This window comes from Halorubrum ruber (assembly GCF_018228765.1).
Taxonomy (GTDB): Archaea; Halobacteriota; Halobacteria; order Halobacteriales; family Haloferacaceae; genus Halorubrum; species Halorubrum ruber.
This window is the reverse complement of sequence record NZ_CP073695.1, coordinates 362382-380168: the sequence shown is the minus strand read 5'-3', so window position 1 is coordinate 380168 and position 17787 is coordinate 362382. Positions and strand designations below refer to the sequence as shown.

The window sequence follows — 17787 nt, the reverse complement described above, 5'->3', positions numbered from 1 at the left end:
CACACTCTCACACCACACACGATGCCACTCGCCACCGACGACTTCCTCGACATCGACGACGTGACGCCCGCCGAATTGGACGCCCTGCTCGACCGCGCCGCCGCGATGAAGGCGGGCGAGACGGACCCCCGACTGGCGGACGCGACGCTCGGGATGATCTTCGAGAAGCCCTCGACGCGCACCCGGGTCTCCTTCGAGACGGGGATGACCCGACTCGGCGGCCACGCGATGTTCCTCGGCCCCGACGACATCCAGCTCGGGCACGGCGAGCCCCTGAAGGACACCGCGCGCGTCCTCGGCCGCTACGTCGACGGCGTGATGGCGCGCCTCTTCGACCACGAGGACGTCGAGGTGCTCGCGGAGTACGCCGACTGCCCCGTGATCAACGGGCTCACCGACGAGGCGCACCCCTGCCAGACGCTCGCGGACCTGCTCACGATCCGCGAGACGGTCAGCGAGGACGCGACGGTGGCGTGGGTCGGCGACGGTAACAACGTCGGCCAGTCGTTCGTCGTCGGCGCCGCGATGGCCGGAATCGACGTGGAGGTCGCCACGCCCGCCGACTACGGAATGAACCCCTCCGTCTTCGACCGCGCCGCGGAGTTCGGGCTGGACGTGGAGCCGACAACCGATCCGGAAGCCGCGGTCGAGGGGGCTGACGTCGTCTACACCGACGTGTGGATCTCGATGGGCCAGGAGGACGTACGCGACGAGAAGCTCGCCGCCTTCGACGGGTTCCAGGTGAACTCGGACCTGCTCGCCGGCACCGACGCTAAAGTGATGCACTGCCTGCCCGCGCACCGCGGCGAGGAGGTCACCGACGACGTGCTTGAATCCGACCGCGCCCTCGTCTGGGACCAAGCGGAAAACCGGATGCACGCGCAGAACGCGCTGCTCGTCGAACTGCTCGGCGAGGAGTGAGGAGCCGGTCCGGAGGACGAGTGCGAACCGCCGACCGCGGTCACCGCGGCGTCAGGGACGCTGCGGCGGGTCGCGGTCGTCCATGAGGAAGACGCTGTCCTGATTCGGGTCGAAGTAGACCTCCAGCGCGCGGAGGGAACCCACGTACGCCGCGATCGCGGCGAACACGAACGAGACGGCGGCCGGAACGACGAGACCGAGGACCATACCGAGCCGTTCGCTTCGCAGCAAACAAATGCGTATCGACGCCGCGGCGGCGCGTGCCTGCGAGCGGCCGGAGCGAAGCGGAGGCCGCGAGTCGCACGCGCGAGGGAGTCGGCCGACCGGAGGGAGGCCGACGAGGCTGGGGAGGCGTGAGGTGCGGTTGCTGTGCGGTCCGGGAGGGACTCAAAGGGGCAGCCGGGAGGCGGGCGCAGGCGATGTAAGCACCGCAGCGAGGGAGCGATAGCGACCGAGTGAGGCGCGCAGCGAGCGTGCGCCCGCCTCCCGGCTGGGGCTTTGGAGGGGTCCGTCGTAGAGTTACTTACACCGATTTGGCTCTGTTGAAACCCGATTCTACAGACATATTCTTCCCTGAAACAGCCGGTCGATGAGAGCTGCTTCTTGATCGATAGCGGGAGTCAGTGTCGTACGTCGTGAGTGAGGCCATTTATACGGGAAACCGGGGAGTTGCTGTCGGCTATTTATAAACGGTCGACCGCGTTGCGCTGACGACCTCCAAAGCCCCAGCCGCGACGGCTCGCGCGCCTTGCTGTGCTCCTCGCTCAGTCGCTCGCGCTCCCTCGCTGCGGTGCTTGCTGCGGCGTGCTTCGCCCTCGCGGCTGCCCCTTTGAGTCCCGCCCCGCACCGCTCCGCACAGCACCTCACGCCTCCCCAACCTCGTCAGTCGCCTCCGCTTCGCTCCGGCGACTGACTCCCTCGCGGGCTGGCTCGCGGCCTCCGCTTCGCTCCGGCCGCTCGCAGGCGCAGCGAGGCGCGACGCGCCTCTGGCAGCCGGCGGCGCAGCCGCCGGCGACGCCATCGCCGACTATTTATAAGCGGCAGTCGCCGCCGCTGGCGACTATTTAAATACCAAATCGCTGCTACCGATCTGCGATACCCACTCCCGTTATCGCTCGCCGCTACCTCTGTACTGACCGCGATTGGGTTATTAATATATCACTTGCTGAAGATTTCAAAAGAGCCACCGATTTATAAACGAGCGACTGGGGCTTCGGAAGCGTTCACCAGCAATCCACGAGCGATCACTTATAAATAAACAACACCGACCGGATCTAGTTCCCGGTCCAGCGCAGTATCGCGAGCGTCCCCTCGAAGAGGGCGATCATCGTCAGCGTCACGATGATCGGCGCCATCCCGGTCGGGTCGGGGCTGAACAGGAACGCGATCCCGAGGAACGACCCCCAGAAGATCAGCCGCTTCGCCTCCAGCCACTGCCGGGTGACGAGGTTCATCATGATCGCGAGCATGATGAAAAGCGGGATCTGGAAGACGATCGCCATGAACGCGAGCATGATGACGATCAGGTTGAACGTCTCCGCGAGCCCGAAGGCGATCGTCGCCGCGTCGGAGGTGTAGGTGGTGAAATACGAGAAGATCGCGGGCAACACGAGGAAGTGCGCGAACGCGATCCCGATCCCGCCTAAGATGAGGCTGGTCGGCACCGCCGCGAGGTAGTAGCGCCGCTCCGTCTGGTACAGCCCCGGTCGCATGAACCGGTAGGTCTCGTAGACGAACGCCGGGAGCCCGACCACGACGCCCGCGAGGCCGGCGACCTTCAGCCGGGTGAGCGGGAGTTCGAGCGGGCCGTACAGCCGCGGCCGGTTCTCCATCGGCGCCGGGATGTGGTAGCTCCAGAAGTAGTTGATGAGCTCCGTCGACTCGGTGACGACGACGAGGGTGGCGAGGCCGCCGATGAGGAAGACGACCGCCAGCCGGCGCATCATCTCCTCGATGTGGGCCGCCAGCGGCATCTCCTCGTCCGTCTCGGGGCCCTCGATCCCGTCGAACGGCTCGTCGTCCTCGGTCGCCGGCACGCCGGCGGTCGCGGGGTCCGCGGCGTCGGCGGTCGTCGCCGGGGCGCCGCCGTCGCCGGCGGCTTCGGCGCCCTCCGTCGTCGCGTCGTCCGCCGCAGCGGCGTCGTCCGCCGAACCTTCGTCTGCCGACTCCTCGTCCGCCGCTCCCGCGTCGGACTCGGCCGCGTCGTCGGATTCGTTCCCGTCGTCAAGCGCGGCCGACCGACCAGCGTCCTCGGCCTCGACCACCTCATCCGGGTCCGAGAACGTGTCCGACGACTCGGAGTCGGATCCCTCCGCTTCGTCGCCTTCGTCGGAGTCCGCTTGGTCGCTCTCAGCAGACTCCTCCGCGTCGCTCTCAGCAGACTCCTCCGCGTCGCTCTCAGCAGACTCCTCCGCGTCGCTCTCGGCGCCTCCCACCTCGGAGTCGACCTCGGGAGTCACCTCGGACTCGACGCTCTCTGACGACTCCTCGACGGCGGAGTCGCCGCTCTCGGATCCGGGGTCGACGGCGCCGTCGCTTTCGGGTTCGCCCTCGTCGGTCGACCCATCGGCGGCGGCCGAGTCGTCGTCGCGCGACCGGTCCGAGTCGTCCATTCAGTTGCCCTACGCGACCGGGCGGTTATCAACCTTTTCGGATAGCGGCGCCGCGCGGGGTCGGTCGGCCCCGTTCGCCGCCCCGTCCGGGAGCGTCGGTCGCCGGATCGACGGGGAGGGTGGCCGGATCGACGGGGAGGGTCGACGGCGAGAGCGCCCGCGGTCGAAAAGGTTGATAACGGCGACGGCCTTCGCCCTCCGTATGGCGAGCGCCCTCGACGAGGACACCCAACGGTCGATCGCGGAGGGCCAGGAGACGGCAAAGGCGTTCCTTCGGTCGATCCAGAAGGACCTCCAGAAGGTGTTCGTCGTCTTCCTGATCGGTTTCCTCGCGACGTTCTGGGCGCTGCGCACGTACATCTGGGACCGACTCCGGGAGGTGACGGAGTCGAACATGAGCGCCGCGGTCGCTGAGGAGGCGGACATCATCGCGACGACCCCGTTCGAGGTGATCCTCCTCCAAGCGAAGATCGGGCTGGTCGTCGGCGCGATCGTCGCGATCCCGCCGCTGATCTACGTCACCCGCGACGAGCTCCGCGCCCGCGGTATGTGGCCGCAGTCACCGATCGCCCGCTGGAAGCTCGCGCTGCTCGGGCTGCTCGGCGCCGGCCTGTTCTCCGCCGGCGTCGCCTACGGCGTGTTGGCCTTCTTCCCGCTGATGTTCGGCTTCCTCGCGGAGTTCGGCTTGGAGGCCGACATCCAGCCGACCTACGGGATCGTGATGTGGACGGAGTTCATCGTCTTCCTCTCGCTCTCCTTCGGGCTCGCCGGACAGATGCCGATGGTGATCACCGGCCTCTCGTACGCCGAGATCGTCCCGTACGAGACGTTCCGCGACAAGTGGCGCTACGCGGTCGTCGCCATCTTCGTGTTCGGCGCCGTCTTCTCCCCGCCGGACCCGTTCACCCAGCTGCTGTGGGCGTTCCCGCTGGTCGCCTTATACGGGTTCAGCCTCTACCTCGCGAAGCTCGTCGTCACGGCCAAGCGGAGCTCCGACCGGATCGACGTGCTCGGCGCGGTCCGGAACCACTGGAACGTCGTCGGGGGCGTGACCGTCCTCGGCGGCGCGCTGGTGTACGGCTTCTACGAGTACGGCGGCCGGACCGGGCTCAACGACCTGCTGCGGCTCGCGGGGAGCACCCGACGCTTCCTCGCGCCGGGCGAGGGGCTCGGCCTCGACCCGACGACCGCGCTCGGGATCTACGCCGCCGTCTGGGCGCTCGCGTTCGCCGCCGTCGGGACGCTGTGGGCAGTGTACACCGACCTCGACACGACGAGCGCGGGCGCTCAGTACGGCGACCCGACCGCCATCGACGTGAGCGAGCTCGACGCCGCGGGCGTCCGAGCGGCCCCCGCGGACGCGTTCGCCGAGATGGGCGAGGAGGAGTCGCTCGCGCTCGCGCAGGCCGCGATCGACGACGACGACCCGGAGAAGGCGCAGGCGATCCTCGACCGCTTCGACGAGGCGAACGAGGGGAGCGACGGCGAGGGGGGTGACGCGGACGGTGACGCGAGCGACGCCGGAAGCGCTGGCGGCGACGGCGACGCCGGCGGGGACGGGTTGGTCGGCTCCGTCCAGAACCGGACCTCGCGCGCGGGCTCGACGTTCCTCGCCGAGCTCACGGACGGCGAGGAGGAGGCGGCCGAAGACGACATCGGCGGCTACTACAAGGACCTCAAGTTCATCTTCGACTCGCTCCGCACGCGCTCGTTCCGGATCGTCGCCGTCTTCGGGGTCGTGATGGCGGCCGCGTTCACGTGGCTGTACCTCGGCGGGCTGGGTACGGTTCGGAGCGACCTCGAACGGCGCGTGCCCGCGGAGATCGAGGGCGGGATCGAGATCATCACCCTCCACCCGGTCGAGGCGCTCATCTTCATGGTGAAGTTCTCGGTGATGCTCGGCATCTTCGCCGCGTTCCCCGTGGTCCTCTACTACGCGTGGCCCGCGCTCCGCGAGCGCGGCTTCGTCGCCGGGCGGCTCTACCAAGTGTACCTGTGGACGGGCGCGCTCGGCGCCGGCATGATCGGCGGCTTCGTGCTCGGGTACACGACCATCGCCCCCGGGATCATCGGCTGGCTCGTCACGGACGCGCGCCTCGCCGACATGGTGATCACCTACCAGGTGAGCGACTTCCTCTGGCTCGTCATCTACACCACGATCGGGATCGGCTTCCTCGCGGACATCCCGATCGCGATGGTGCTCATGAACAACGCGGGCGTCCCGTACCGCGTGTTCCGCGAGCGCTGGCGCGAGGTGACGATCGGGATCCTGCTCGTCGCGGCCGTGTTCACCCCCGCCGACGTGATCACGATGTTCCTCGCGACGATCCCGCTGATGATCGCGTACGGGATCGGCGTCGGCGTCCTCTTCCTCGTCACCTTCGGCGGGCGCCGCGATCTCTCGCCGCCCGCGGAGTTCATCGGGGAGTGAGTTCCGGGCTCGTCGAGGAGAGAGCCCCCCGAACTCGGGGCGACCGACGGCGGAAACGGCCTCTCGCGGTTCCCGCGACCGACGACTATTCCCGCGCGCGCCCGCAACGGACGAACAGAAATGAGCAAGGACTACATCGAGGTCCGCGGCGCCGAGGAACACAACCTCAAGGACCTCGACGTCCGGATTCCGCGGGAGGAGTTCACCGTCGTCACCGGGCTCTCGGGCTCGGGGAAGTCGTCGCTCGCGTTCGACACCGTCTACGCCGAGGGGCAGCGCCGCTACATCGAGTCGCTGTCCGCGTACGCCCGCAACTTCCTCGGGCAGATGGACAAACCGCAGGTGGAGTCGGTCGAGGGGCTCTCGCCGGCGATCTCCATCGACCAGAAGAACGCCGCGAACAACCCCCGGTCGACGGTGGGGACCGTCACGGAGCTCCACGACTACCTCCGCCTGCTGTACGCCCGGATCGGCACCCAGTACGACCCCGTCACCGGCGAGGAGGTCGGCGAGCAGTCCGCCCAGGACATGGTGAACCAGATCCTCGACCTCCCCGAGGACACCCGCGCGAAGATCGCCGCGCCGGTCGTCCGCGACCAGAAGGGCGCGTTCGAGGAGCTGTTCGAGGAGCTCGTCTTGGACGGGTACAGCCGCGTCGAGGTCGACGGCGAGCCGGTGGACCTCACCCTCGACGACCCCGACCTCGACGAGAACTACGACCACACGATCGACGTGATCGTCGACCGCGTCACCGTCTCGCCGGACGCGCGCTCGCGGATCACCGACTCCGTCGAGACCGCCCTCGAAGAGGCCGACGGCGCCCTCAAGCTGATCGTCCCGGACCCGCCCGAAGACGTCCCGTTCGCGTCGAACGCGCGCTCGACGGGGTCGCTCGCGGCAGACGCCGACGGCGACGACCGCCTCGTCGTCGAGTTCTCCGAGGAGCTCGGCAACCCCAACTCCGACGTCCAGTTCTCCGCGATCGAGACGCGCTCGTTCTCCTTCAACAGCCCCTACGGCGCCTGCCCCGAGTGCGAGGGGATCGGCTCGACGAAGGAGGTCGACGAGGAGCTCGTGGTCGAGGACCCCTCGAAACCCCTCAAACACGTGTTCGAGCCGTGGAGCTACGACCGCACCTACTACTCCCGCCAGCTCGACAACGTCGCGGAGCACTTCGGCGTCGACCTCGACACGCCCTTCGAGGAGCTCGACGAGGAGATTCGGCGGCAGTTCCTCTACGGCACCGACGAGATGGTCCACTTCGAGTGGACCACGAAGAACGGCACCCGCGAGAAGACGGAGCGGTTCGAGGGAGTGATCCCCAACTTGGAGCGTCGCCACGTCGAGACCGACTCCGAGCGCGCCCGCGACCACATCGAGGAGTACATGGCCGTGACGACGTGTCCGGAGTGCGAGGGGACGCGCCTGAAAGAGCAGTCGCGGCACGTCCTCGTCGCGGACACCGCCATCACCGAGGTCAACGAGCTGTCGATCGCGGAGGCCCGCGAGCACTTCGAGGGGATGGAAGACGAGCTGAACGAGCGCGAGACGACCATCGCCGAGGAGATCTTAAAGGAGATCCGCGCGCGGCTCGGCTTCATGGAGGAGGTCGGCTTGGAGTACCTCACGCTCGACCGCGAGGCGTCGACCCTCTCCGGCGGCGAGAGCCAGCGCATCCGGCTCGCGACGCAGGTGGGCTCCGGGCTGGTGGGCGTCCTCTACGTCCTCGACGAGCCCTCCATCGGGCTCCACCAGCGCGACAACGATCGCCTGCTCGACACGCTCGAAGGCCTCCGCGACCTCGGCAACACCCTCCTCGTCGTCGAGCACGACGAGGAGACGATGCGGCGCTCCGACGAGATCATCGACATGGGGCCCGGCCCCGGGAAGCGCGGCGGCGAGGTCGTCGCGCAGGGCGACTTCGACGAGGTGGTCGCGACCGACGAGTCGGTGACCGCCGACTACCTCGCGGGCCGGAAGGAGATTCCGGTGCCCGACGAGCGCCGCGAGCCCGACGGCGAACTGACGGTTCGGGGCGCCCGCCAGCATAACCTGAAGGATCTCGACGTGCCGATCCCGCTCGGCACGCTGACGACCGTCACCGGCGTCTCCGGCTCCGGGAAGTCGACGCTCGTCAACGATATTCTTTATAAAGGACTCGCCCGCGAGATGAACGACAACACCTCGGTCGACCCCGGCGACCACGACGCGATCGAGGGACTCGACGAGGTGGAGACGGTCCGGCTCATCGACCAGTCGCCGATCGGGCGGACGCCGCGCTCGAACCCCGCGACGTACACGGACGTGTTCGACCACGTCCGCGAGCTGTTCGCGGAGACGAAGCTCTCGAAGCGCCGCGGCTACGAGAAGGGCCGCTTCTCGTTCAACGTGAAGGGCGGTCGCTGCGAGGAGTGCGGCGGGCAGGGCACCGTCAAGATCGAGATGAACTTCCTCTCGGACGTGTACGTCCCCTGCGAGGAGTGCGGCGGCGCCCGCTACAACGACGAGACGCTCGACGTCGAGTACAAGGGGAAGACGATCGCCGACGTGCTCGACATGAGCGTCGAGGAGGCCCACGAGTTCTTCGAGAGCCACCGCGGGCTCGAACGCCGCCTGAAGCTCCTGAAGGACGTCGGGCTCGGCTACATGGAGCTCGGCCAGCCCTCCACCACGCTCTCCGGCGGCGAGGCCCAGCGCGTGAAGCTCGCCGAGGAGTTAGGCAAGCGCGCGACCGGCGACACGCTGTACCTCCTCGACGAGCCGACGACGGGGCTCCACAAGGAGGACGAGCGGAAGCTGATCGACGTGCTCCATCGGCTCGTCGACGCCGGCAACACGGTGGTCGTCATCGAGCACGAGCTCGATCTCGTGAAGAACGCCGACCACGTGATCGACCTCGGTCCCGAGGGCGGCGACGGCGGCGGCGAGCTCGTCGCGGACGGCACCCCCGAGGAGATCGCGCACGAGGAGGCGTCCCACACCGGGCGCTACCTCCGAGACATGCTCCCGAAGGTCGACCTCGAAGGGCCCCGCGACGACCGCCGGAAGCCCGCGATCGCCGACGACGACTGAGGCGGGAGCGCTCCGTCGAAATCCCGTGCCTCGGACCGAACGGAGACGCAACTGAGATTTCCGGTCGTCGAGCGATACTGAGAGGAGGTATCGCAAATCGGCGGCTACGATGTCGTATTTAAATACCCGTGAGCGACAGCGACGAGAAGTTATAAAAAGAAAGTGCGGTGGCGCGCCTGCGAGCGGCCGCCACCGGCGGCCGCGAGCCAGCCCGCGAGGGACGCCGCGAACGCCCGGAGGGCGTGAGCGGCGAGGCTGGGGAGGCGTGAGGCTGCGGTGCTGTGCGGTGTGGGGTGGGACTCAAAGGGGCAGCCGTCGAGGATGGTGTAGCCGACGTAAGCACCGGAATGAGGGAGCCAAGCGACCGAGTGAGGAGCGCAGCGAGGGTACACCATCCTCGACGGCTGGGGCTTTGGAAGCCCTCACCGCAGTAGCATCGATCACTTATAAACAACCGACGGCAACGTCGAGATTCCATTTATAAACTGCCCCACTAAAAATGTACTACACCTACTCCCGCTATCGACCGTCGCGATCACTATAAGAAGCGAACGAAGCCGAGAGGTCACCTGCCGAGGGTCACCCCGCAGTCGGGCGACGACCGGACGATCCCGTCGCGCTCGCAACGACGAGGAGCGCGATCAGGTCGGCCGTGAGCGCCGCGACCGCACCGAAGCGGAACAGGACCAACAGTCCGAGCACCGCGACCGCGAGCCCGACCGCGGCGCGACGAGCGCGGTCGGTGGTCGAAAGCAAGCGGGACACCTGAGCACCGACGCCGACCTGCGCCGCGAAGAGGAGGACGCCGAACGGGGACACAGCTGGCATGCCCCACGATTCCGACCGAGTCTGTATGAATATGTCGGCGGGACGAAGAACGCCCGGAGCGACCGAACCGACCCCCGCGACCCGCATCTTGATACCGCGGCGCGTCCTCCTCCGAGCAATGCGAGAGATTACGACGGATGACGTGCCGGAGGCCCTCGGCCCGTACTCACAGGGGATCGTCTCCGGCGACACGGTCCACGTCTCGGGGAAGACGGGCGTGGACCCCGACACCGGCGAGGCCCCCGAGTCGGTCGCCGAACAGACGACGCAGACGCTCGAAAACGTCGCCGCGATCCTAGAGGCGGCCGGGACGACTCCGGACGCGATCGTGTCGGCGACCGTCTATCTCACCGACATGGACGACTACGACGCGGTCAACGAGGCGTACCGGTCGTTCCTCTCGGCGCCGTATCCGGCGCGGACCTGCGTCGAGGTGTCCCGACTTCCGGCGCCGCTCGACGTCGAGATCACGGTCACCGCGGAGCTCGACGGCGACTGAGCTCGACCGATCTGACGGCGACTGAGCCCGACCGACCCGGCGACGCGACGAGCCGCGCACAGACGAACCGCGGCTCAGAACTTCTCCAACAGGTCGCCGTAGAACTCGCCGCCGCGGTCGTCCGCGAGCTTCTCGACGATGAGCTCCGGCGTCGACCGCGCGAGGTGCCCCTTCTTCGGCGAGCGGTTCACGCGGAGCTCGCCGTCGACGAGCCCGGCGGCCTCGATGCCGTCGACCGCGACTTCGAAGTCGGCGGCGTCGCGGATCTCGCGGGCCAGGTGGGAGACGAACACCGCGGTCGCGTCCTGGTCGTCGAGCGCCTCTAAGATGCCCGCGATGATCTTCGCGGAGGCGCCCGGCTCGGTGATCGACTCTAACTCGTCGACGAGGACGAGCCGGCCGTCCGCGCCGTCGACGAGGTCGCCGAAGTCCCGGAGCGTCGCCTCGAACGCGCCCGCGTCGAGAGTCCCCTGCGATTTGGCGTAGTAGTGGATCTCCTCGAACCGCTCGACGGTCGCCGACTCGGCGGGCACGGGCAGCCCCATCTGCGCTAAGACGACGACGAGGGCGACCAGATCGAGCGTGGAGGTCTTCCCCCCGGAGTTGACCCCCGACAGAAGCGTCGCGCCGGAGACGGCGTAGTCGACGGGCTCGACGTCCGCGAAGTCGACGTCGAGCAGCGGGGAGCGGCCGCCCTCGATGCGGAAGCCCGCGTCCGCGTCGGCGTCCTCCGGGTCGACCACATCGGGCATCGCGCAGTCGAAGTCGCGGGCGAACCGCGAAATCGCCAGCTCCACGTCGAGTTCGAGAGCGTCGCGCACCAGCGCCTCGACCGGCTCGCGTAGGTCGCCGAGGTCGCTCGCGAGGTCGGCCTTCAGCTTCGCCGCGCGGCGGTCGCGGGCCGCCGACAGTTCGGTGCGGAGCCGCGAGACGGCGCTCTCGTCGTGGTCGACCGGAAATGAGGGGTCACCGCCGAAGACCCGCTCCGCCAACTCCGCCTCCTCGGGCTCCAAGCGGAGCGCGTCGGCGAGGTGCTCGCGGGCGGCGTCGACCGCCGCGTCGTACTCATCCGCCAACTCGCGGTCCAAGAGGGAGTCGACGCGAGCGCCCTGCTCGACGAGGGAGAGGAAGTCGGTCCCCTCGATGGTGACGTCGCGCTCGCGGATCGCCTCGCGCAGGCGGTCGTCGGCGACCGAGGCCGCCGTCGACACGGCGGCGTCGAGGTCGTCGACGGCGGCGGTGAGCCGGTCTAACTCCGCGTCGCCGGCGATCGTGCCGTCGTCGTCGAGCCGCGAGAGCGCGTCGCGCAGGCGGTCGAGGTCGACCGGGGGGTCGGCGTCGCCCCCGTCATCCGGATCACTCCCGAGACGGGGTCGCCGGCCGCCGCGGCCGCCTCGTGGACCGCCGCGGCCGCTTCCAACCGCTCGCGGTTCTCAGCGAAGAACGCGAGCAGGCGCTCGGGGACGGTTTCGGCGGGGTTTTCGAGGGCGTCCGGCCGCACGCTCACGTCGCCCTCCACGTCGAGGCCGGCGAACGACTCGTCCAAGACGATGACAGAGGCGTACGAGCGGCCAAGCTCGGAGACGTCGCGCGCGTCCTCGACCGTCTCGACGGAGAGTTCGGGCACCTCGGCCTCGGCGCGGGCGAGCGTCTCGGCGTCGGCGGTCGCGAGGCAGCGGTCGCGGACGCGGACGGTGGGCGGGTCCGAGAGGGGCGCGCAGTCGGCGAGCGCCTCGCGGACCGCCGGATCGGGGTCGCGGTCGGTCGCCTCGGCGGCGAACGCCTGCGCCTCCGCGACCCGCGAGGCGGACGCACTCGGGTAGAACGTCTCCAAGCGCTTCGCCGCGTAGTCGGTGACGGTGCGCTCGCGCAGCAGGTCGATCGCCTCCCGGTACAGCTCGCGGGCGCGGTCGGTGGCCAGCACGCGTCCGTCGTCGTCGTGGCGGCGGCGGATCGCCCCGCGTGCGATGCGGGCCGCGCGGGCCTCGTTGACGCCGGGCGCGCGGGCGATGGCGGCCACGTCGCCGGACTCGACGGTCGCGGCCGGGTCGTCGAGCTCGCGCAGGGCCGCGGCCGTCTTGGCGCCGACGCCGGGGATCGCCTCCAGCTCCATCTACCCGCCGGTATCGCGGCAACGGTCTAAAGCGTGCGGGTCGCTCCCGGGGTCCGGCGGTTCGGAAGCGCGAGACGACGGCACCGGTTCCGCGTGCGACGCCCTTTTTCGCGCCCGCCGCGAACGCCGGCCATGAGTCAGAACGCGCGGGCCGTCGGCGACGGCTCGCTCGATCCCGAGACGGCGGCGAAGGCGGCGAGCGCCCGCGACGCGCTCGGCGAGCGCGACGGGGTCCTCGTCGCGTTCTCGGGCGGCGTCGACTCCGCGGTCGTCGCGGCGCTGGCGCGGGACGCGCTCGGCGACGACGCCGTGGCGTGTACCGCCCGCAGCGAGACGCTCCCCGCGGCGGAGCTCGACGACGCGAAGCGCGTGGCCGACGAGATCGGAATCGACCACGAGACGGTCACCTTCTCCGAGCTCGACGACCCGAACTTCGTCGCCAACGACGGCGACCGCTGTTACCACTGCCGGACGATGCGGCTCGGCCGGATGTACGAGACGGCAAAGGAGCTCGGCATCGACACCGTCTGCGACGGGACGAACGCGGACGACCCGGGCGAGGGGCACCGGCCCGGGCTCCGCGCGGTCGAGGAGCTCGACGTGTTCTCTCCCCTCCTGGACGCCGGGATCTCGAAGGACGAGGTCCGCGCGATCGCCGACTCGTACGACCTCTCCGTGGCCGACAAGCCCTCGATGGCGTGCCTCTCCTCGCGGATCCCGACCGGCCTCGAAGTGACCGAGGAGCGGCTGACCCGCGTGGAGAAGGCCGAGCGCGTGCTCCGCGAGTGGGGGTTCGGGGGGTTCCGCGTCCGCGACCACGACGGGCTCGCGCGCGTTGAGATCGCGCCGGACGAGTTAGAGCGCGCGCTCGACCCCGCCTTCGCCGACGCCGTCCACGAGCACCTCACCGACCTCGGCTTCGAGTACGTCACCCTCGACATGGCCGGCTACCGGACCGGGAGCGTGAGCCCGGGCGGCGAGGAAAGCGGCTCCGACGAGGGGGTCGGCGGCGCGGATGACGACGTCAACGAACGCCCCGACAATTCCGGCGACGCCGACGGCGCGGACGACGATGGTTCCGGCGGCGTCGACCTCGGTCGGAGCTACCCGCGTTGAAACGGGGCCGGACGGATTCGGCCGGCGCTCGCAGCGTTATCACCGGAGAGAACCCGGCGCGAAGGCTTATAAACCGTGTTACTGAATCGACACCTATGCGCGAGGCACAGACGCTGGCGGTGATCGCCGGCGGCGTCGGGGGCTCCGTCGGGGCGTTCGTCGGCGTCGCGGTCGGCGGGTCGGCGCTCTCGGTGACGCTGACCACCCTCGGGGTCGCGACGCTCGTCGGGGTCGGCGTCATCGCGAGCGCGGTGATCGCCGGCGACGTGGAATTCCTCGCCGACGCGGACGGGGAGTGACGGGAGCGGGCGAGAACCGCCGTCGACCGCGCGCTTCAAGACCCCGCCGCGACGAACGGGGGCCATGAGCCTCATCGCGTTCGACTTCGACGGGACGCTCTCCGACTCGGAGATGACGGTCTTACTCGCCGAGCGGGCCGGCGTCGCCGACGAGGTCGCCGAGATCACCGAGCGGGCGATGAACGACGAGCTCAGCTACGCCGAGAGCCTCTATCAGCGCGCGGCGCTTCTGGAGGGCCTCGGGGCGACGGAGGTCGAGGACGCGTTCGACGCGGTCCGGATCCGGCCCGGCGCGGCGCGTCTCATCGAGCGCCTGCGGGCGGAGGGCCACCACGTCGCCGTGCTCACTGGCGGGTTCGAGCGCGGCGTCGAGGCGGCGCTCGCCCGCGAGGGCGTCTCGGTCGACACGATCGTCGCGAACCGACTGCCGACCGACGCGGACGGCGCGCTCACCGGCGAGGCCGAGGGGCCGCTGATCGAAGGGACGAAAGACGACGCGCTCGCCGACCTCGCGGCCGAGGCGGGCGTGCCGATGGCGGAGACGGTGGCGGTCGGCGACGGCGCGAACGACCTGCCGATGCTGGAGGTCGCTGGGCTCGCCGTCGGCTTCGTCCCCAAGTCCGCGGTGCGCCCCGTCTGCGACTCGGTCGTCGCCTCCATGTACCGGCTCGGAAAGGTGTTGGAGTCGCACGGCGTGCTCGCCGCCGAAGCGTGATCCCCGAACCGGTTCGGGCCGGAGATACCTGACCACGTTCGGCTGAAGGGTTAAAGAGAAATAGAGAGTACACATAGGTATGAGCGTCCTCGTTGGGGTGGTCCGATGCTGCCGACGCTGACGTATCTCCAGTTTCATCTCGTCTTCAGTCTCCCCGTCTTGGCGCTGCTGTGGTACGTCGCCCCGCGGTACGAGCCGAAGCGCCAGCGCCGGGCGATCGCCGGGATCGCGATCCTCGTCGCTATCGCGTACGCCTACACCACGCCGTGGATCAGCTACATGATCCGACGGGGGGCGTGGGGATACGCCGACGGCGCCGTCGTCGCGCGGGCGCTGTCGATCCCGCTGGGGGAGTACCTCTTCTTCACGGTACAGACGGTCGTCGTCGCGTTCGCGCTCCACCGGGTCGGCTTCGACCCGACGTTCCGGGAGGGAGACTTCGACCGCGCGCCGCGGGCCGCCGGGGTCGCCGTCGGCCTCGCGATGGTGCCGGTCGGGCTGGGGCTCGTTCGGCTCGACCCCTCGTTCCTGTACCTCGGCGGGCTGATCGCGTGGGTCGGGCCGGTCCTCGCGCTCCAGTGGAGCGTGGGCGGGGGTACCTCGCGCGCACGCCTCGGCTGTGGGTCACGGCGACGCTGCTCCCCGCCGCGTACTTCTGGGTCGTCGACCGGATCGCGATCGGGATGGGGACCTGGTACCTGTCGCCGGAGCTGACGACCGGAATTGCGGTCCTCGGGCTCCCGATAGAGGAGATGCTGTTCTTCGTCGCCGCGGGGCTGATGACGATCAACGGCCTCGTCCTGTTCGAGTGGGTGCTCGACTGGAACGAACGCCGGCCGACCGCGGCGGACGCGGTCACCGGCCCCGGGTCGGAGGCGTCCGACCGCAAGGTGGCCGGCCCCGACGCGCCGGCCGACCCGGACCCCGACGTGGTCGATGACTGAGGCGTCCTCGACGTCGGCGAGGGCGACCGAGTCCGGTTCCGCGGAGACTCGCGGGCGCGACGCCGGAGCGGCCCCCGCGGACGCGCGGCCCGAATCGGCGGCCGACGCCGCGAGCGAACGGGTCGACCGCTGGTTCGCGCGCCGCCCGGCGCTGGCGCTGGCCGCGCTGCTGCCGATCGGCGCCGTGACCCCCCTGTTTCCGGTCGAACTCGGCGTCGCGACGTTCGCGCTCGGCACCCTCGCCGTCGGGATGGCCCACGGCGCGGTCGACCATCTCGTTCCCCTCCGGGGCGCGCCGGGCGTGTCGCTCCGGCGGTCGATCGCGGTCGTCTCGGTCGTGTACGCGGTCCTCGGCGGCGCGGTCGTCGCCGCGTTCTTCGCCGCGCCCGTCGCGGCGTTCGTCGGGTTCATCGCGCTCACGTGGCTCCACTGGGGACAGGGCGACGTGGCGACGCTCGCGATCGCCGGCGTCGACCACCTGCCAACCTCCGGGGAGCGGTGGCTGGCGCTCGTCGTCCGCGGCGGCCTCCCGATGGGCGTCCCCCTCCTCGCGCACCCCGAGGAGTACCGGCTGGTGGCCGAGTGGATCGTCGGGCTGTTCCTCGTCGACGCCGGTGCGGCCGCGACCGCGGTCGACCCCCTCTTTGCGCCCGCGGTCCGGATCGGGGTCGGCGTCGGGATGGCGACGGCGACGCTGGCGTCGGTCGGGCTGGGTTACCGCCGGGTCCGGGACGGGCGCGACGCGGACGGCCGGCGGCGTGACCCGGACGGCCGGCGGCGTGACCCGGACGGCCGGCGGCGTGACCCGGGCGGCTGGCGGCGCGACGTCGGCGAACTCGCGGTGCTGTGGGCGTGGTTCCTGCTCGCCGCGCCCGTGTTCGCGATCGGGGTGTACTTCGCGCTGTGGCACGCGCTCCGACACGTCGGGCGGCTCGTCCTCGTCGATCCCGAGGCCGCGAGCGCGGCGTCCGCGGGCAACGCAGTCGGGGCGCTCGCCCGCTTCGGCCGCGACGCCGCGCCGCTCACGCTCGGCGGGTTTCTCGTCGTGGCCGCGGTCGGCGCGAGCGTCCCCGCGGGCGTCGCGGCGCCCGGCGACCTGCTGGCCGTGTCGCTGGTCGCCATCGCCGCCATGACGCTCCCCCACGTCGTCGTGGTCGCGTGGCTCGACCGGCGACAGGGCGTCTGGCGGCCGGGCACCGGGAGCTGACCGGGGAGCGCGAGCCTCCCGGCTCCGACACCGCACCGCTCTTTGTCGGCGGCCGCGTCCCTCCCATAATGGACGAGATCGCGATCCGCGACCCGCGGCCGAGCGACGCCGAGCCGCTGGAGGCGCTCATCACCTCGCACTTCAGCGAGGGGAGCGCCTACGGGGTCGACCTCGGGATCGGCGACCCGGCGTACCACGTGCTGGTCGCGGTCGAGTGCGGCGCGGAGGAGGCGGAGGAGGCGGGCGGCGAGGAACCCCGCGAGGACGGCGAGAGCGACCGCGACGACGCGATCCTCGGCGTGATGGCGCTCCGCGAACTCGACGACCCGGCCGCCGTCGCCGACGAGATGTACTTCTTCGACGACCCGGAGCTGCTTCCGGCGGCGACGCTGTACGGCCACTTGGAGATGGGGTACGTCCGGCCGGATACGACCGGCCGCGGGATCGGGAGCCGGCTGCTCGAACGGCTCCACGCGGTCGGCGCGGCGCGCGGCGTCGACCTGTTCCTCGCGGACTCGTGGTACCACGGCGGCGACGACTCCCCGGAGAAGCTGTTCGACGCGCACGGGTACGAGACGGTCCACCGCGACCCGATCGAGCGGTCGGCGGACGAGTGCCCGAAGTGCGAGGGGGAGTGCGTCTGCGCGGGCGCGCTCGCGGTCCGGCGGGTCGGGGACGACGGGGGCGACGAGAGGGACGCGGAGGCGACCCGGTCGTGAACCACGACCGTGTCCACGCCCGAGCGCCGTCGCATCACGTCGACCGGTGGTCTGAGGGGGTCGTCGAGTCGATCGGCGAGCGCGACGGCCACTGCGTCGTGACGGTGCGACCGCTCGCGTCGGGGGACGGAGACGAGCGCGGGGCGGGCGAGCGCGGAGCGGACGAGCCCGACGCCGAACTCGTCAAACTGACGATCACCTTCGCCGTGCGAGACCTGTTCGTGAGCCGGCTGCCGATCGAGGAGGGGGAGTCGCCGGTCGGCGAGCGCGTCTGGTACCGGAAGCGGGGCGGCTGAGGGGAGCGGGAGAGG

13 protein-coding genes and 2 pseudogenes are annotated in these 17787 nt (G+C 70.2%); 11 read left to right on the top strand and 4 right to left on the bottom strand.

Going from position 1 to position 17787, the window contains the following annotated elements; translation table 11 throughout:
• Positions 1-21: 21 nt before the first annotated feature.
• On the top strand, positions 22-921 hold the full coding sequence (gene argF, locus J7656_RS01800) for an ornithine carbamoyltransferase (RefSeq protein WP_211553899.1): 900 nt from the start codon (positions 22-24) through the stop codon (positions 919-921).
• Positions 922-972: 51 nt separating this feature from the next.
• Here the strand turns inward: argF and J7656_RS01795 are convergent, their stop codons facing one another.
• Positions 973-1128: a hypothetical protein gene (locus J7656_RS01795; protein ID WP_017343605.1), complete on the bottom strand. Its 156-nt coding sequence runs from the start codon at positions 1126-1128 to the stop codon at positions 973-975.
• A 1067-nt stretch (positions 1129-2195) separates the two neighbouring features.
• Positions 2196-3533, bottom strand: coding sequence for a twin-arginine translocase subunit TatC (gene tatC / locus J7656_RS01790; protein WP_211553898.1), 1338 nt, complete (start codon positions 3531-3533; stop codon positions 2196-2198).
• Positions 3534-3735: 202 nt separating this feature from the next.
• On the opposite strand from tatC (J7656_RS01790), the gene tatC (J7656_RS01785) reads away from it, so the two are divergent.
• Together tatC (J7656_RS01785) and uvrA are read left to right on the top strand one after the other, a co-directional pair.
• Complete coding sequence (gene tatC / locus J7656_RS01785) at positions 3736-5964, top strand: twin-arginine translocase subunit TatC (RefSeq protein WP_211553897.1); 2229 nt, start codon at positions 3736-3738, stop codon at positions 5962-5964.
• Between the two features lie 120 nt (positions 5965-6084).
• Entirely contained in the window at positions 6085-9036 is a 2952-nt protein-coding gene (gene uvrA, locus J7656_RS01780; RefSeq protein ID WP_211553895.1) for an excinuclease ABC subunit UvrA, read from the top strand.
• 579 nt (positions 9037-9615) lie between these two features.
• Here the strand turns inward: uvrA and J7656_RS01775 are convergent.
• Positions 9616-9864, bottom strand: a complete 249-nt coding sequence (locus J7656_RS01775) for a hypothetical protein (RefSeq protein ID WP_004599322.1) — start codon at positions 9862-9864, stop codon at positions 9616-9618.
• 118 nt (positions 9865-9982) lie between these two features.
• Here J7656_RS01775 and J7656_RS01770 point away from each other — a divergent pair, with 118 nt between their 5' ends.
• A complete protein-coding gene (locus tag J7656_RS01770; protein ID WP_211553894.1) occupies positions 9983-10363 on the top strand; it encodes a RidA family protein in 381 nt (126 codons plus the stop codon).
• 74 nt (positions 10364-10437) lie between these two features.
• Here the strand turns inward: J7656_RS01770 and J7656_RS01765 are convergent.
• A pseudogene (locus J7656_RS01765) lies at positions 10438-12476 on the bottom strand (MutS-related protein).
• A 132-nt stretch (positions 12477-12608) separates the two neighbouring features.
• Here J7656_RS01765 and larE point away from each other — a divergent pair.
• The 7 genes and pseudogenes from larE to J7656_RS01730 all read left to right on the top strand — a co-directional run bounded on the left by larE (position 12609) and on the right by J7656_RS01730 (position 17772).
• Positions 12609-13592: an ATP-dependent sacrificial sulfur transferase LarE gene (gene larE / locus J7656_RS01760; RefSeq protein WP_211553892.1), complete on the top strand. Its 984-nt coding sequence runs from the start codon at positions 12609-12611 to the stop codon at positions 13590-13592.
• A 95-nt stretch (positions 13593-13687) separates the two neighbouring features.
• A complete protein-coding gene (locus tag J7656_RS01755) occupies positions 13688-13891 on the top strand; it encodes a hypothetical protein (protein ID WP_017343597.1) in 204 nt (67 codons plus the stop codon).
• A 64-nt stretch (positions 13892-13955) separates the two neighbouring features.
• Positions 13956-14606 carry a phosphoserine phosphatase SerB gene (gene serB / locus J7656_RS01750; protein WP_211553890.1) on the top strand — a complete coding sequence of 217 codons (651 nt, stop codon included), beginning with the start codon at positions 13956-13958 and terminating at the stop codon, positions 14604-14606.
• Positions 14607-14711: 105 nt separating this feature from the next.
• A pseudogene (locus tag J7656_RS01745) lies at positions 14712-15550 on the top strand (lycopene cyclase domain-containing protein).
• Entirely contained in the window at positions 15543-16757 is a 1215-nt protein-coding gene (locus tag J7656_RS01740; RefSeq protein WP_017343594.1) for a Brp/Blh family beta-carotene 15,15'-dioxygenase, read from the top strand. Before J7656_RS01745 ends, J7656_RS01740 begins: the two are co-directional and overlap by 8 nt.
• A 68-nt stretch (positions 16758-16825) precedes the next feature.
• Positions 16826-17476: a GNAT family N-acetyltransferase gene (locus J7656_RS01735; RefSeq protein WP_017343593.1), complete on the top strand. Its 651-nt coding sequence runs from the start codon at positions 16826-16828 to the stop codon at positions 17474-17476.
• Positions 17473-17772: a DUF7861 family protein gene (locus tag J7656_RS01730; protein ID WP_017343592.1), complete on the top strand. Its 300-nt coding sequence runs from the start codon at positions 17473-17475 to the stop codon at positions 17770-17772. Before J7656_RS01735 ends, J7656_RS01730 begins: the two co-directional genes overlap by 4 nt.
• The last annotated feature ends 15 nt before the right edge of the window (positions 17773-17787 follow it).